10 protein-coding genes are annotated in these 15,791 nt (G+C 69.3%); 4 read left to right on the top strand and 6 right to left on the bottom strand.

Translation table 11 applies throughout. The features are described from left to right. Nucleotides 1–11: 11 nt before the first annotated feature. The 5 genes from A7X12_RS21110 to A7X12_RS21090 form a co-directional block, all read right to left on the bottom strand. Complete coding sequence (locus A7X12_RS21110) at nt 12–2,681, bottom strand: glycoside hydrolase family 2 (protein ID WP_064313502.1); 2,670 nt, start codon at nt 2,679–2,681, stop codon at nt 12–14. Nucleotides 2,682–2,849: 168 nt separating this feature from the next. After that, a complete protein-coding gene (locus A7X12_RS21105) occupies nt 2,850–4,280 on the bottom strand; it encodes an efflux transporter outer membrane subunit (protein WP_064313405.1) in 1,431 nt (476 codons plus the stop codon). Further along, nucleotides 4,277–5,404 carry an HlyD family secretion protein gene (locus A7X12_RS21100; protein ID WP_064313404.1) on the bottom strand — a complete coding sequence of 376 codons (1,128 nt, stop codon included), beginning with the start codon at nt 5,402–5,404 and terminating at the stop codon, nt 4,277–4,279. The genes A7X12_RS21105 and A7X12_RS21100 overlap by 4 nt, the downstream gene beginning before the upstream one ends. Next, the gene (locus tag A7X12_RS21095; RefSeq protein WP_064313403.1) at nt 5,401–7,038 is read right to left on the bottom strand and encodes a hypothetical protein; all 1,638 of its coding nucleotides are present in this window, start codon (nt 7,036–7,038) and stop codon (nt 5,401–5,403) included. Before A7X12_RS21095 ends, A7X12_RS21100 begins: the two co-directional genes overlap by 4 nt. A gap of 158 nt (nt 7,039–7,196) precedes the next feature. Beyond that, nucleotides 7,197–9,236 carry a M3 family metallopeptidase gene (locus A7X12_RS21090; protein WP_064313501.1) on the bottom strand — a complete coding sequence of 680 codons (2,040 nt, stop codon included), beginning with the start codon at nt 9,234–9,236 and terminating at the stop codon, nt 7,197–7,199. Between the two features lie 176 nt (nt 9,237–9,412). Between A7X12_RS21090 and A7X12_RS21085 the strand changes: the two genes are divergently transcribed. Further along, the gene (locus A7X12_RS21085) at nt 9,413–10,237 is read left to right on the top strand and encodes a p-hydroxycinnamoyl CoA hydratase/lyase (protein WP_064313402.1); all 825 of its coding nucleotides are present in this window, start codon (nt 9,413–9,415) and stop codon (nt 10,235–10,237) included. On the opposite strand, the gene A7X12_RS21080 is transcribed toward A7X12_RS21085, so the two are convergent. Continuing rightward, on the bottom strand, nt 10,224–10,670 hold the full coding sequence (locus A7X12_RS21080; RefSeq protein WP_064313401.1) for a MarR family winged helix-turn-helix transcriptional regulator: 447 nt from the start codon (nt 10,668–10,670) through the stop codon (nt 10,224–10,226). The genes A7X12_RS21085 and A7X12_RS21080 overlap by 14 nt on opposite strands. Before the next feature lie 86 nt (nt 10,671–10,756). Between A7X12_RS21080 and A7X12_RS21075 the strand changes: the two genes are divergently transcribed. The 3 genes from A7X12_RS21075 (at nt 10,757) to A7X12_RS21065 (ending at nt 15,791) form a co-directional block, all read left to right on the top strand. Then, the gene (locus A7X12_RS21075; protein ID WP_064313499.1) at nt 10,757–12,178 is read left to right on the top strand and encodes an aldehyde dehydrogenase family protein; all 1,422 of its coding nucleotides are present in this window, start codon (nt 10,757–10,759) and stop codon (nt 12,176–12,178) included. A gap of 29 nt (nt 12,179–12,207) precedes the next feature. Beyond that, nucleotides 12,208–13,095: an AraC family transcriptional regulator gene (locus A7X12_RS21070; RefSeq protein WP_084445855.1), complete on the top strand. Its 888-nt coding sequence runs from the start codon at nt 12,208–12,210 to the stop codon at nt 13,093–13,095. A gap of 92 nt (nt 13,096–13,187) precedes the next feature. Then, the gene (locus A7X12_RS21065; RefSeq protein WP_064313400.1) at nt 13,188–15,791 is read left to right on the top strand and encodes a TonB-dependent receptor; all 2,604 of its coding nucleotides are present in this window, start codon (nt 13,188–13,190) and stop codon (nt 15,789–15,791) included.

Here is a 15,791-nt window from a genome sequence, read left to right as displayed (position 1 = left end):
GAAGGCTCCTGTCAGGGTCGCGCCGAGCGGATGGCAATGCCGGCGACAACGGCATCGCCGCCGATCGGCTCGAAGTCGAGTGCCAGCCGGCCGCCGCTGCTGGTCACGGTGAAGCTGCGCGTCACCGCCTTGTTCGCGCCGCCTGCCGCCTGCATCGGCGCGAGGGCATCGATCACCCGCTTGCCGTCGGCCAGGACGGCGAAGCTGCGCGTCGCGCCCTTTGCCGCATCCGGCTCGAAGCTGGCGATGGTGACGGCCCAGTCGCCGTCGGGCAGCGGCACCTCATAGCCGAACCGGCCTTCGCGATAGCTGCCGAACAGCGCCGGGATGTCGGTGCCCTCCACCTTGGGGGGCGGCGCGAAGGGGTTGCGGCCCGCCAGCACCTTGGCGGTGCCGCCGCGGAAGAAATTGTCCGAGCCGTAGCGGTTGCCGCCCATCGTCCCGCCGACCAGCGCGCCGGAGTCGATGAACACCCCCCGGCGCGGATCGGGCGCGGTCCAGTCCAGCGCGTCGCTGATCTGCTTGCCGCCGATGGTGGCGGTGGCGACGAGGTGGTTGGCGCCCGGCGTCAGCGCCACGCCCGGCCACAGGCAGATGCGATCTGGGCACGCGACCTCGCCCACCGGCTTGCCGTTCAGCGACAGCGATACGCGATCCGCATTGGAATAGCCGCGCACATCCACCACCGCATAGGCGCGATCGGCGTAGCGCCGTCCGTTCAGGTGAAGGACAGGGGCGGCCGACCAGCTGGCCTGGAGGAAATAGAAGGCGTCCTTGCGCGTCTTGCGGTCGTAGGAGACCAGCCCTTTGGTGTTGATGTCGGTCGCGTCGCCTTCGTTGCGCATCGTGGTGGCAAAGTCGAACAGGTTCCACAGCCAGCTGGCGGCGAGGTATTTCCGCTGGGCAATCGCCTTCCAGTTCCGTTCGATGGCGAGGCTCTGATATTCCTCCGGCTGCGGCCGGCCATAGGCAGCGACCGGGCCGCCGAGCGCATTGTCGCTATGCTGGGTCATCGCGCCGCCCGCGCCATATTCGCTGAGCCCGATCGGCAGCGTCGGATGCCGCGCATGCATCGAATCGAGCGCCGGGCCGATGCCGTCCAGATCGCCATAATACCAGCCATAATAGCGATTGAGCCCCATCACTTGGGTGATGCCGTTGAGGCTGGGCGCGCCTTCCATCGACAGGATGGAGGGCGTATCCTCGCAACAATCGGCATAGACGGTGGGGCGGCTGGGATCCTCGGTGCGCGCCAGTCGGTCGAGCCGGCGCAGCATCTCGCCGGACTGGGCCGGCTTTGCCGCGCCGCCCTTGCGCATGGCGTCGATCGCGGCGCCGATATCCGCCTCGTTGCCGACCGACCAGAGCAGGATCGACGGGTGGTTGACGTTCTGCCGGATCAGCTCGCGCAGCTGCTCCTCGGCATTGGCGATCGTCGCGGCCGCCGGGGCTTCGCTGGGGTCGACATTGGCTTGATGCACGAAGGGCAGCTCCGCCCAGACGACCATGCCGGCGCGATCGGCTTCGTCGCTCCATTCCTGCGCGTGCTGATAATGGGCGTGGCGGAGGGTGTTCGCCCCGATCTCGATCGCGAAGGCCATGTCGCGGGCATGGTCCTCCGGCGTGAGCGCCCAGCCCTTGCCCTGCACGTCCTGGTGGCGGGAAACGCCGTGCAGCGGCGTCACCTTGCCGTTGAGCAGGAAGCCCCGATCGGCATCGAAGGCGAAGCTGCGGATGCCGAGCGGCTGGACCTGCCGATCGATCACGCGGGTACCGTCGCGCAGCTCGCTGACCACGCGGTAGAGATAGGGATCGTCGCGCCCCTGCCAGAGGTGCGGCGCGGGGACGGTAAGGTTATGCGCCACCGCCAGCGCCTCGCCCGTGGCGAGCGTGACCGGCGCGCGGTCGGTAGCGACAGGCTTGCCGGCGGCGTCGTGGATGGTGGTCACCAGCGTCAGCGCGCGGCGTCGCGTGCCGAGATTGCGCAGCAGCGTCTTGGCGGCGACCTCGGCGCGTTCCGCCGAGATCCGCGGGGTGTGCAGATACACGCCCGGCCCACCATGATCGGCCAGATCGATATGCGCATCGTCCACCGCCAGCAGGCGCACGCCGCGATAGATGCCCCCCTGCACGAAGAAGTCGCCGCCCAGCGGGATCACATGCTCGGTGCTGCTGCCGGGGGCGGAAGCACTATTGTCGGCGCGAACGGCGAGGCTGTTGCCGCCCGGCTTGAGCACGTCGGACACGTCGAGGCGGAAGCGACCGAAGGCGCCGGCATGGGTGCCGACATGGCGGCCGTTGACCCAGATATCCGCGATCTTCGAGACGCCGTCGAATTCGAGAAACAGGCGGCGGCCCTTCAGCGCGGCGGGAACGGTGATGGTGCGCCGATACCAGCCCTTGCCCTGGCGCATGTTCGCGTCGGGCGACCGCGTGAGCGCATAGGCACCCACCTTGTTCCAGGTGTGCGGCACGGTGACGGGAAGCCATGCCGCATCGTCGAAGCCGGGCGCGGCCGGGGCCTCGTCGGCAGCGCCGAACTGGAATCGCCAGCCCTGGGAGAGATCGAGAACGGTACGCGGATCGCTGCTGGCAGCCTCGCCTCGCGCGCGCGCCGGCGCCTGCGCGACGGCGGGAATCGGAAGAAGGACCGCGCCGCAGCCGAGCAGGGCAAGAGCCATGGGCGCACGCTTCAACATCGTCATCTCTCCCCCATCTGGTGCCGCCCAGCATTCTGGTTCGCGGATGCCGCACGCGCGGCGCCGCCAGCATGCAGCCCGCGCGCAAGGAATCAAGCGGCGCGTTGCTTGACGCTGCGGAGGGTAGGATCTTGCAGGGCCCAACCGGACCTAGGGCGCGTTCCCGGCGCGCGGATGGGCAGGCGAGGGGGCGGCCCCGTCCCCGCTCCAGCCGTCCCCGCTCCAGCCGCCCCCGATGCTGCGCGTCACCGCGATGAAAGCCGCCAGCCGGCGGAAGCGGAGATCGACCACATCCAGCCGCGCGGCGAGCAGCGTCCGCTCCGCATCGAGCTGCTCGAGATAGGAGGCATAGCCTGCCTGATAGCGACGGCGGGCGGCGCGATAGGCCTGCTCCAGCGCCGTCACCTGGCGTTCCGCCGCCGCCTGCTCCTCCGATACCCGCTGGAACGATGCCATCGCGTCCTCGACTTCGCGGAAGGCCTGCAGCACGGTGGCCTTGTAGGCATAGGCGGCCTCGTCGCGGCGGGCCGCCGCCGCATCCCGCCCTGCGCGAAGCGCGCCGCCCTGGAAGAGCGGGGCGAGGATCGAGCCGCCTGCCGAGAAGAGCGAGATGGGATCGGCAAGCAGCGTCGACGCCACGCCCCCCAAGCTGCCGGCAAGCTGTACCCGCGGCAGGAAGGCGGCACGGGCGGCCTGCAGGCGCTGGTCGGCGGCCGCCAGGCGGCGTTCCGCCGCGGCGATGTCCGGTCGCTGCCGTACCACCTCCGATGGAAGCGCTGCCGGTACCGTAAGTTCGGGATCCGGCGAAGCGGCGGTGCGGGCGATCGCGCCGGGCGCGTCGCCCACCAGCTGGCGGAGCGCATTTTCCTGCTGCGTGCGCGACAATAGCGTCGCCGGCTCCAGCCGGATCGCCGCTTCCAGCGCCGCTTCCGCCTGCTGGTCCTCCAGCCTGGAGCCATAGCCCGCGGCGAACCGGCGCCGGATCAGGTCGCGCTCCTGCCGACGCTCGGCGATCGTCTCGCGCACGATGGCCAGCCGGGCATCCGTGGCGCACAGGCGCACATAGCTCTCGACCACCCCGGCGATCAGCGCGATGCGCACGGCATCCCGCGTGTCCGCGCTGGCGAGCCAGTCCGCCCGTGCGGCCGCAGTCCCGTGCCGAAGCCTGCCGAACAGGTCCAGCTCATAGGCGGTGTCGATCTCGACCTGCCCCCGCTCCTGATCGACGCCGAGGCCGAACGGGCTCACGCTGCGCGCGCTGCTGCCCGTCCCGGCGAGCGCCGCGCTGGGGAGCGCTGCCGCGGCGGTGCTGCGCAGCTGTGCGCGTGCCTGCGCGATCCGGGTAGCGGCGATCTGCAGATCGGTATTGCCGGCAAGCGCGCGTTCGACCAGCGCGTCCAGCGCGGGATCTCGAAAGGCGCGCCACCAGTCCGCCGTGGCGGGGGCACCGGGCGCGGTGTCGCCGCGCCAGCCCAGCGGCACCGGGGCGGCAGCGTCCGGGGGTGCCGGCCGATCCGGCCCGGCACAGGCCTGGAGCAGCAGCAGCGCCGTCACCCCAGCCGCGATGCTGCGTCGCTTCATCGCCCGCCCGCCGTATCGATGCGGGTTTCCACCGACATGCCCGGCCGGAGACGCTCGGCCAGGGGCTGGCCGGGATCGACGGTGATCAGGATGCCGATCCGCTGCGGCACCTTCACGAAATTGCCGGTGGCATTGTCGGGCTTCAGCACCGCGAATTCCCAGCCCGTTGCCGGTGCGATCCGGGCAACATGGCCGTTCAGATGCTCTCCGCCCAGCGCATCCACCCGGAAGCGCACGGGCTGGCCCGGACGCATATGGCTGGTCTGCGCTTCCTTGTAGAGCGCGATCACCCAGCGATCGGGCGGCACCAGCTCCATCAGCGCGGTGCCGTTGGTGACATATTGGCCGCGCCGCACATGGATTTCGCCGAGCTGCCCAGCCTCGGGCGCGCGGATCACGGTATGCAGCAGGTCGATCTCCGCGAGTTGCAGCTGCGCCCGTGCCGCCTCGACCTGCGCGGCGAGGCCGCCGCGCCCCACCTCTACGGTTTTCAGATCCTGCTGGGCGACGCGGGTGTTCGCGGTCGCACGGCGCACGCCCGCCTCGGCCTGCGCAAGGGCTGCCGCAGCCTGGTCGCGCTCGCGTAGCGAGATCGATCCGTCGCCGGCCAGGTCGCGCGCACGCGCCATGTCGGCCTTGGCGCGGATGAGCTGCGCCACCGCATCGGCGGCGGCGGCGTCCTGCCCGGCAATCTCCGCCGAGCGGGCGGACTGCGCCTGGCGGCTGTTCGCCAGCGCGGCGAGCTGCGCATCGAGATTGGCCTGCGCCTGCGCCACCCGCGCCCGGTAGATCGCATCGTCGATCAGCGCGAGCACCTGCCCCGCCTTCACGGCCTGATAGTCGCGGACCAGCACCTCGGCGACATAGCCGCTGACCTGCGGGGCGATCACGGTGGTGCGGCCGCGCACCAGCGCATTGTCGGTCTTCTGCACGCTGCCGGTGAACGGCCCGATGCCCCAGAGCTGGAGCACGGCGCCGATCGCCACCAGCAGCGCCAGCGCGCAGAGCGCCGTCACGACCGGGTGGGGTCGGGGCGGATGCCACACATCGGCGGCGGTCGCAGGTGCAGGTGCAGGTGCAGGTGGGGGCGGGGGCGGGGGCGGCGAGGCGGCGTTCTGGCTCATGGCGTGGCTCCGGCGGGCGGCGCGGCACGGAGTCGGCGCGCTTCCTGGACAAGGATGAAGAGGGCGAGGAAGGCCGCGAGCGCGAGTGCGAGCAGCGTCACCACCCAGAAGGTGTCGTTGAAGGCGAGGATATTGGCCTGGGCCTGCAGGGCGCTGCCCAGTCGCGCGCCTGCCTGCGCGGCGGCGGCGGCGGGATCCGGCAGTACCGGCGCGATCTGCGCGTCGCTGGCGGCGATGCGCTGTGCGGCCAGCGGGCTGCCGGTCGGCAGTGCGTCGGAAAGGATGCCGGCGTGCACGCGCGCGCGGATGGTCTGGACGCTTCCCAGCAACGCCGCTCCGGCAAGTCCGCCCAGATTTTGCGTGGTGCTGAACAGCACGACGAAGCTCACCAGATAGGTCGGCCCGCGTCCGCGCACATGGGCGATGCCGAACAGCAGTGCCGGACCCAGGAACAACACCGTGCCGATGCCGAGCAGCGACTGGCTGAGATAGAGCTGCGTCGCCCGCGTATCGCTGGTCGAATGCGTGTCCAGCCACGCCCCGAGTGCGATCACCAGCGCCGACACCAGCATCATCGGCAGCAGCCGGTCCGGCTGGGCCAGCCATGCCGCCAGGGCAATACCGCCGATCATCGCCACCAGCACCACGGCGAAGAGCCCGTGCATCTGGTCGTTGGTAAGCCCGCCGAGCGCCAGCAGACCGACCGCCGCATAGGTCTGCTCGGTCAGCGCGATCCGGACGACCAGCGCGATGCCGGCGATCAGCAGGATGTCGGCGGTGCCGAACCAGCGTATCTGGAGCAGCGGCTGCGCGCGTCGATCCTCGATCCACAGGACGAGGCCGAGCAGCAGCAGCGACCCCGCCACCATCCAGCCCAGCCAGGGCGCGTCGGTCCACCAATAGAAGCGGCCGAACGCCAGCGCGCTGCACCCCAGCAGCATGCCGGCCATGGCAAGCACGATGGTGAGCGCGTCGAGCGGCTGGAACGCCTTGCTGCGGTCGGTAGGGGGCAGGGGCAGCAGCGTCGTGAGTGCCCAGGCGGCGAGGGCCAGCGCGAGCTCGATCCAATGCACGCCCGCCCAGTGATCCGATGCCACGCTCTCCAGCGGCACCATCCGTGCCAGCGGGATGGCGAGTTGCGGCAGGCTGAACCCCACGATCACCGCTGCCGGCCGAAGCCGAAGCGGGAAGACCTGGAACACGCTGTACAGGCCCAGCGTGGTGAGCCCGCCCGACGCGACCCCGCTGATCGCCCGGGCGAGGATCGTGGTCCCCAGCGAGGGAAAGCACAGCGCGATCACCTCGCCCAGGATCAGCGTGCCGAGGATCGCGTGCATGCAGGCGGGGATGCCGAACTGGATCCGCGCTTTAACCAGCAGCAGGTTGGCGGTGGCGTTGAACGCGACGAATACCGCGAGCAGCAGGTTCGCCTCGGCCACGTACAGCCCCATGTTCCCGGCCATCGAAAACAGGTTGGTGGTGATCAGCGCGTTGCCGAGCCCGCTCGCCATCGCCAGCACCATCGCCGACAGCGCATAGACGCAGCGATTGCCGAACGACAGTCGCGGCGAATAGGGCGCGCCGGGGAAGAGCGGGTGTTCTTCCGGCGCGAAGATGTAGCTGCGTTCGACCATGGGCTGCGCGGCGCTCCGGTGGGGCGCCGCCGTGCCAAGTCACGGCCGCGCCTTTCCCCGCCATCTTCCCGAGCGCGCGGCCCGATCCAAGCTATCCCTGAGTTTGCCTCTCCCGGCGGAGCCACGAGGTGCGGCCGCTTCGTGCGGCCCCGCCGCGGTCAGCGAGGCTCGGCGACCAGCCCGTGGCGCACCAGCATCGCCTGCGGATCGGCATCGCGGCCACGGAAGGCGCGGAAGCTGTCCGCCGCCGGCCGGCTCGCGCCGCGCGCCAGCACTTCGTCGCGGAAGCGATCGGCCGTCGTGCGGTCGATCAGCCCGGCCTCGGCGAAGCGCTGGAAGCCGTCCGCCGCCAGCACTTCGGCCCAGAGATAGCTGTAATAGCCCGCCGCATAGCCGCCCGCGAAGATATGGCTGAAGGCATGGGGGAAGCGGTGCCATGCCGGCGGGCGCACCACCGCGACCTCGTCGCGCACCGCCTCGATCACTTCCATCGGGTCGCTGCCCAGCGTGCCCAGATGGAGCAGCAGGTCGAACAGCGCGAACTCGATCTGGCGCACCACCGCCATGCCGGAAAGGAAGCGTCGGGCGGCGATCAGCTTGTCGAACAGCGCGTCCGGCAGCGGCGCGCCGGTCTCGTGATGGCCGGACATGCCGCGCAGCACGTCGCGATCCCAGGCGAAGTCCTCCATCAGCTGGCTCGGCAGTTCCACCGCGTCCCATTCGAAGCCGCTGGTGCCGGCGATGTTCGGGCGATCGACGCGGGTGAACAGGTGGTGCAGGCAGTGTCCGGTCTCGTGCAGCAGCGTCACCACTTCATTGTGGCTGAGCAGCGACGGTGTCTCGTCGGTATTCGGGGCGAAGTTGCAGACGAGATAGGCGACGGGCACGCGGTGGACATTGCCGTCGTTCAGCCGCGGCCGCGCCTGCGCCATCCAGGCACCGCTGCGCTTGCCGGCACGCGCGTGGAGATCGAGATAGACGCCCGCGAACACCGCGCCGCTTTCGTCCGCGACATCGTAATAGCGGGCGTCCGGATGATAGACCGCGACATCCTCCCGCGCCACCAGCCGGATCGCGAACAGCCGTTCGAGCAGCTGCTGCCATCCGCTGATGACCCGCTCGACCGGGAAGTGCGCGCGTACTTCCTTCTCGTCCACGGCATAGCGGGCCGAGCGCAGCCGGTCCGAGGTGAAGGCGATGTCCCAGGGCTGGAGCGTCTCGATTCCCAGCGTCTCGGCGGCGAAGGCGGCAAGCTCGGCGACCTCGCGTTCGGCGGCGGGCTTTGCGCGCTTGCCGAGATCGCGCAGAAAGCTGAGCACCTGGCCCGCATCGGGCGCCATCTTGGTGGCGAGCGACCGCGCTACCGGGTCGGAGAAGCCGAGCAGCTGGGCCGCCTCGCGGCGCAGCGCGAGCAGGCTGGCGATCCGCGCCGAATTGTCGAACTGGCCGGCATGGGGCCCCTGGTCGGAGGCGCGGGTGCCATAGGCGCGGTAGACGCGCTCGCGCAGGCCGCGATCCTCGGCGAAGGTCAGCACCGCGATGACGCTGGGCGCCTGCAGCGTCACCACCCAGCCGGGCAGGTCGCGCGCCTTGGCCGCTTCGGCGAAGATCGCCAGGTCCGCAGCCGAGATGCCGGCGAGCAGCGCGGGATCCTCGACATGCTCGAACCACGCATCGGTCGCATCGAGCACGGCGTTGCCGAAGGCGGTGGACAGCGCCGAAAGCTCGACCGAGATCGCCGCGAACCGCGCGCGCGCCTCCGGCGGCAGGGCCACGCCGGAGAGGCGGAAGTCGCGGACCATATGCTCCACCGCGGCGCGATCCGCCACGGGGCGGGCCGCGAAGGCATCGGAGGCGGCCAGCGCCTCCAGCACTTCGTACAGCGCGGCGTTCTGCATGACCTCCAGCTGATAGGCGACCAGCCGCGCCTGCCCGGCTGCATAGGCCTCGCGCAGCGCCGGCGTGTCGGCCACGCCGCGCAGGTGCGACACGGTGGACCAGAGGCTGTCGATCGCGGTTTCCGCGCGCTCCAGGGGGAGCCAGACCGCGTCGAAGCTGCGCGACTGGCTGGCAGTCACGGCGCGGACCGCCGCTTCGTGCTCGGCGATCACGGCATCGAGCGCCGGCGCGATCGCGTCCGGCTGGATCTCTCCGAAGCGCGGCAGCGCCAGCGTGTCGAGCAGAGCATTGGTCGTCATCAGGTCGTCCATCCTCGAATCGCGGCGGGAGCGCCCGCCCGGTGCCGGTGTCGTCCGGCGTCGAGGCGATGTGGTGGGAGCGTTGCCGCCTGTCCAGATGGCCATGCGCATCCCCCCTTCCCGAACGGCAAATTGTATGCCAAGGATACAGTGAGCACAGCGACGGAGAGGATCGGATGGTCACCAAGGACGGCGTTTCGTACCGGGTCGAGGATCGCATCGCCTGGGTCTATTTCGCCCGGCCGGACAAGCGCAACGCGATGAACCCCGCGCTCAACCGGCGCATGGCGGAAGTGTTCGACGAGCTGGAATATCGCGACGATGTCGGCGTGCTGGTGCTGGGCGGCGAGGGGAGTGCCTGGTCGGCGGGCATGGACCTCAAGGAGTATTTTCGCGAGACCGAGGCGCAGGGGCTGGGCGGAATCCGCAAGTCCCAGCGCGAAAGCTATGGCTGGTTCCGCCGGCTGCGCTGGTTCCAGAAGCCGACGATCGCGATGGTGAACGGCTGGTGCTTCGGCGGCGGCTTCGGCCCGCTGTTCGCCTGCGACCTGGCGGTGGCGGCGGACGAGGCGCAGTTCGGCCTGTCGGAAATCAACTGGGGCATCCTGCCCGGCGGTGGCGTGACCAAGGTGGTGGTCGACCTGCTGCCGATGCGCGACGCGATGTGGCTGACGCTCACCGGCGAGCTGATCGACGGCAAGCAGGCCGCCGCCTGCCGGCTGGTGAACGAAAGCGTGCCGCTGGAGCGGCTGGAAGCGCGCACCCGCGAGATCGCCGAGCTGCTGCTCAAGAAGAACCCCGTGGCGCTCAAGTTCGCCAAGGATGCGGTGCGCCGGGTCGGCAACCTCACCTATGACGAGGCCGAGGATTATCTCGTGCGGATGCAGGAGGCGGCCAATTTCCACGACAAGAGCGAAGGCCGCAAGGAAGGCATCCGCCAGTTCATCGACGAGAAAAGCTACAAGCCCGGGCTCGGCGCCTATGACCTCAATCGCAGCTGAACGGCGCGTGGATGCGCCGCAGCAGCTGGAGCAGGGTCGCCCGCTCGGGCTCGTCCAGCGCCGCCAGCACCGGCACCTCGGATTCGCGAAGGCGCGCGATCATCTGCGGCAGTTGCGTCTCGCCCTCGGGAGTCAGGTGCAGGGCATGGCTGCGCAGGTCACGCCCCGGCCGGCGCTCGACGAGTCCGCGATCGACCAGCAGGTTGACCAGCTTCATCGCGCTCGCCCGGTTGATCGACAGCGCCCGGCCGAGCGCCGACTGGTCCAGCCCCGGCTGTGCCCGGATCAGCGCCAGCGCGGTCACGCGGGCGGGCGAGATGCCGTACGGCTCCAGCGCGGCATGCGCGGCCTCCATCAGCCGCAACCGCGCCATCTGCAGCTGATAGCCGATCAGCGTGTCGAGTTCGTCGTCCTGGGAAGCGGCTTGGGTCATCTTGTCCGGTCGGTATGCCTGGGATACATTTGAGCAAAATAGAAGATCCGCCGCGGCGAGTCGCGGCCTGTTTTAGGAGAATGGCTTTGGAACGCACCTTCAAGCTGTTGATCAATGGCGAAGCGGTCGACGGCGCCGCGCAGTTCGACGTCATCAATCCGGCCACCGCCGAGCCGTTCGCACGCTGCCCCAAGGCGGATGCCGATCAGCTCAACGCCGCCGTCGCCGCCGCCAAGGCCGCCTTCCCGGGCTGGGCCGCGACGCCGATCGAGGAGCGCGCCGCCAAGATCGAGGCAGTCGCCGCGCGCCTGCAGGAGCGGCTGAGCGAGTTCGCCAGCCTGCTCACCACCGAACAGGGCAAGCCGCTCGACCAAGCGACCGGCGAGGTGATGGGCACCGTGTTCACCCTGCGCGCCTTCACCCAGATGCGCCCGGAAACCAAGGTGCTGCGCGACGAGGGCGGCAACCGCGTGGTCGAGCATCGCACGCCGCTGGGCGTGGTCGCGGCGATCACGCCGTGGAACTTCCCGATGATCCTCGCGGCCAACAAGATCGGCCCGGCGCTGGTCGCCGGCAACACCATGGTGCTCAAGCCCGCGCCGACCACGCCGCTCACCTCGCTGCTGATGGGCGAGATCTTCGCCGAGCTGCTGCCGCCGGGCGTCATCAACATCGTCTGCGACCAGAACGACCTGGGCGCGCTGCTCACCGCGCATCCGGATGTCGCCAAGGTCGCCTTCACCGGCTCGACCGCGACCGGCAAGAAGGTGATGGCCAGCGCCGCCGACGGCGTGAAGCGGGTGACGCTGGAGCTGGGCGGCAACGACGCCGCGATCGTGCTCGACGATGTCGAGCCGGCGCTGGCCGCCCAGAAGGTGTTCCAGGGCGCGATGTACAATGCCGGGCAGATCTGCGTCGCGGTGAAGCGCGCCTATGTGCCGGAGGGCATGTACGAGGAATTCTGCGACGAAATCGCCGAGCTGGCCCGCAACACGGTGGTCGATGACGGCGCCAAGCAGGGCGCCAAGGTCGGCCCGGTGCAGAACGCCATGCAGTTCGAGAAGGTCAAGGCGCTGATCGCGGACGCCAAGCAGCGCGGCACCGTGCTGGCCGGCGGCGATGCGCTTGATCGCCCGGGCTATTTCATCCCGCCGACGATCGTCCGCGATCTCGACGACGATGCCCCGCTGGTGCGCGAGGAGCAGTTCGGCCCGGTGCTGCCGGTGCTGAAATATCGCGACATCGAGGAGGTGATCGCGCGCGCCAATGATTCGGAATACGGTCTTGGCGGCACGATCTGGGGCCGCGACGTGGCGCGCGCGACGGAAGTGGCGATGAAGATCGACAGCGGCACGGTGTGGGTGAACCAGCATCTCGCCATCGATCCGCGCATCCCGTTCCGCGGATCCAAACAGTCGGGGCTGGGCGGCGAGCTCGGCCAGTCGGGGCTGCACGAATATACCCAGGCGCATATCGTCAACGCGGTCGAACTGGAGCCGGCCGCCTGAGCGCGGTCGAACATTTCACCACCCAGGCGGTGCCGCCCCAGCGGCGGCATCTCTTCTGGCGCGACATCGTCGCCGAAGCCTTTCCGGGCATGACCGCCATCGCCCCCGAAGGCATCCGCGCCGATCTCGCCCGGTGGTACCTGGGGCCGGTGGGCCTCGCCCGGGCCAGGAGCGCGCGCGCACAGGTGCGGCGCGAGGGCAATCGCGACGGGCACAACCTGCTGCTTCATCTCCAGCGGCGCGGGCGGCTGACGATGCTGCACGGCGATGCGGCCGTGTCGGGCGGGATGGGCGACATCCTCGTCGCGGACGACAGCCGACCCTATGCGATCGACATTTCCGACGCCAACGAATGCCTGATCCTCCAGGTGCCGGCCGCGCTGCTCGGCGACGGCATCGGGCTCGGAACGCTGCACGGCCGGCTGCTGCCGGGGCAGGATCCGCATGTCGCCTTCCTCAATCACATGCTGCTGGGGCTGTGGGACCAGCGCGCGATGCTCGGCGATGTCGATGATGGCGTAGGCAGCCTGCTGGTCGATGCGACGCGGCTGGTGTGCCGCCAGCAGCGCAGTGCGCCGTTCGTGGCGGTAGGAACGGAAACGCCGGTGGCCTATGCGCTGCGGCATCTGGGCGATCCCGAACTCGGCACTGCGTCTCTGTGCGCGGCGACCGGGCTCAGTCCGCGCGCGGTGCAGAAGGCATTCCTGCGCGAAACCGGCCTCACGCCCACCGCCTTCATCACCGATCGTCGGCTTATGCGCGCGGCGGAACTGCTGGTGGCGGAGCCCGGTCGCAGTGTGACCGACATCGCCTTTGCGCTCGGCTTCAACGACGCGGCCTTTTTCAGCCGCTGCTTCCGCCGTCGCTTCGGCACCAGCCCGCGCGAATGGCGGTGCAGGGGTGCGCGTCCGTCCTGATCGCGGTGCGCACCCGTCCAAGACGGGGCGCCGGTGTCGCGCTAGCCTCCCCCCATAAAGCGCCGAAAAGGCGCGCCATCAGGAGAGGAAAAATGCGCATTGGTCTCGCCACGGCCCTGCTTGCTTCGGCGGCATGGGCGGCGCCCGTCTGGGCCCAAAGCACCGAACAGCCCACGCAGCCGGAAGCCAAGGCACAGGATGGCGGCATCGCGGAAATCGTCGTCACCGCGCAGAAGCGTGCCGAGAATGTGCAGGACGTGCCGATCGCCATCTCCGCTTTCGGTGCGGATACGTTGAAGGAGCGCGCCGTCGGCAGCGTCGCCCAGCTCTCGGCGATCGCGCCCAACGTCAATCTGGATGCCGGTACGCCGTTCTCGGGCTCGCCCGCGGTGCTTTCGGCCTATATCCGCGGCATCGGCTCGGACGATTTCGCCTTCAACATCGATCCCGGCGTCGGCCTTTATCTGGACGGCGTCTATCTCGCCCGCACGGTGGGCGCGAACCAGGATCTGATGGACGTCGCCCGCGTGGAAGTGCTGAAGGGCCCCCAGGGCACGCTGTTCGGCCGCAACACGATCGGCGGCGCGATCTCGATCGTCACCCGCGATCCCGGCAAGGAATTCCGCGTCCAGGGCGACGTGACCACGGGCAGCTACAAGCGGCTGGGCGCGCGCGGATCGGTCGACATCCCCATCACCGACGGGCTGGGCGCGATCCTCAGCTTCGGGGTGCAGTCCCGCGACGGCTATCTGGAGCGCATCCCCTATCCGGACCAGCGCGCCAACAACACGCCCTCCTATACCGCCTTCTCGGCGGCGGGCTATGGCAACGGCCAGCGCGAAGGCGGCAACGACAACTGGAACCTGCGCGGCAAGCTGAAATGGGCGCAGGGCGGGCCGTTCACGCTCACCCTGTCCGGGGACTATAGCCGCGACAAGGGCACCAGCGCCAACAAGCTGCTGGGCACCGCGGAGACCGTGCCCGGCAATTTCGCCGGCACGAGCAACCTGCCCGGCACGGGGTTCGACCCCACCGGCACGACCGGCTTCAACTTCGCCGGGCTCTACAATTTCTGCATCGGCGCGACTTCGGCGCAGATCGCCGCGCGGGGTGCCCAGGCGCTGTGCGGCACCTCCGGCACGCAGTTCAACCCGCGCTTCCAGGTGCCGAGCTATGCCGGCGTCAATGTCGACGGCAATCCGGCGAACAACCGCCTGCCCTGGGACAGCCGCTACGTCCTCGCCGATCCGGACAAGAGCTATGCCACCGGCAACAGCTTTTCCGACCTCAAGAACTGGGGCTTCTCGGGCGTCATCGACTATGACCTGAGCGACAGCATCGCGCTCAAGTCGATCACCGCCTATCGCCAGCTCGACTGGGCTGCCGGGCTCGATGCCGACGGCTCGCCGCTCAACTTCCTCCAGCTCAGCTTCACCATGCACCAGTGGCAGTTCAGCCAGGAAGTGCAGCTGCTCGGCAAGGCGCTCGACAACAAGCTCAACTACGTCCTCGGCGGCTATTACTTCAAGGAAGCGGGCAACCTCCACGATTACGTGACCTTCGCCGAGGGCCAGGTGCAGGTGGACGGTCCCAACCGGCTGGAGACCGCCAACTATGCCGCCTTCGGCCAGATCGACTATCGCCCTACCGATTGGCTCGGCCTCACCATCGGCGGTCGCTACACCAACGAGAAGAAGCGGTTCGAGGGCGGCCAGCAGGAACTGAACGGCTTCAACTACAAGCTGTTCGGCTGTTCGGATGCCAATGGCAACATCACGCCGAACGGCCCGTTCCCGCTCGCGCCGGTGACCTGCCAGACGGGGCTCGGCTATCCCGATCCCAGCAATCCGGTGCGGGTCTATGTGCCGGGGTTGAATCGCAAGAAGTTCAGCGATTTCTCGCCCAAGTTCGGCGTGCAGCTGCACCCGAACGACAATGTGATGGTCTATGGCAGCTGGTCGCGCGGCTACAAGACCGGCGGCTGGACCACGCGCCTCACCAACCCGCAGGGCAATGTAGCGCCCGACTTCAACGAGGAGACCGCGACGACCACCGAGATCGGCGTGAAGTCGACGCTGCTCGATCGCAAGCTCCAGCTCAACGCCGCCGCCTTCAACACCGAATACAAGGGCATCCAGCTCAACATCCAGATCGGCACCTCGCCGACCATCGCCAATGCCGGCAACGCCCGGATCCGCGGTTTCGAGCTGGAGGCGATCGCGGCGCCGGTGCGCGGCCTCACCGTCAATGCCTCGCTCGGCTATATCGACGCCTATTACACCAGCGTCTCGCCCGCCGCGGCGGCCGTGGGCGGCCCCAACCCGTTCCAGGCCGGCACCGTGGTCGGCGCGCCGCTGCCCAAGACGCCGAGCTGGAAGACCAACATCGCGCCGCGCTACGAAACCCGCATCGGCAACGGCGCGTCGCTGATCTTCCTCGCCGACTGGAGCCATGCCAGCAGCGTGTGGAACGATACCCAGCGCACCTACATCCTGCGCCGCGGCGCGATCGATCTGGTCAATGCCAGCATCGCCTATCAGGAGCCGCACGACCATTGGACGCTCACCGTGGGCGGCACCAACCTGACCGACAATCGCTACCTCACCTCCGGCGGCTCCAACATCGCCGACGGCACCTTCTTCGGCACCTATAGCCGCCCGCGCGAATGGTATGCGCGCTTCGGCTTCAAATTCTAA

Origin of the sequence: Sphingomonas sp. TDK1, from assembly GCF_001650735.1 — a bacterium.
GTDB lineage: Bacteria > Pseudomonadota > Alphaproteobacteria > Sphingomonadales > Sphingomonadaceae > Sphingomonas.
Note: the sequence above shows the minus strand (reverse complement) of the source record. Positions and strands in the feature narration are given on the sequence as shown.

Bases quoted from the DNA above. Each gene is read 5' to 3' on its own strand.
- A7X12_RS21110 (WP_064313502.1), bottom strand. From the start codon at position 2,681: ATGGCTCTTGCCCTGCTCGGCTGCGGCGCGGTCCTTCTTCCGATTCCC.
- A7X12_RS21085 (WP_064313402.1), top strand. From the start codon at position 9,413: ATGGTCACCAAGGACGGCGTTTCGTACCGGGTCGAGGATCGCATCGCC.
- A7X12_RS21065 (WP_064313400.1), top strand. From the start codon at position 13,188: ATGCGCATTGGTCTCGCCACGGCCCTGCTTGCTTCGGCGGCATGGGCG.
- A7X12_RS21090 (WP_064313501.1), bottom strand. From the start codon at position 9,236: ATGACGACCAATGCTCTGCTCGACACGCTGGCGCTGCCGCGCTTCGGA.
- A7X12_RS21100 (WP_064313404.1), bottom strand. From the start codon at position 5,404: ATGAGCCAGAACGCCGCCTCGCCGCCCCCGCCCCCGCCCCCACCTGCA.
- A7X12_RS21080 (WP_064313401.1), bottom strand. From the start codon at position 10,670: ATGACCCAAGCCGCTTCCCAGGACGACGAACTCGACACGCTGATCGGC.
- A7X12_RS21095 (WP_064313403.1), bottom strand. From the start codon at position 7,038: ATGGTCGAACGCAGCTACATCTTCGCGCCGGAAGAACACCCGCTCTTC.
- A7X12_RS21105 (WP_064313405.1), bottom strand. From the start codon at position 4,280: ATGAAGCGACGCAGCATCGCGGCTGGGGTGACGGCGCTGCTGCTGCTC.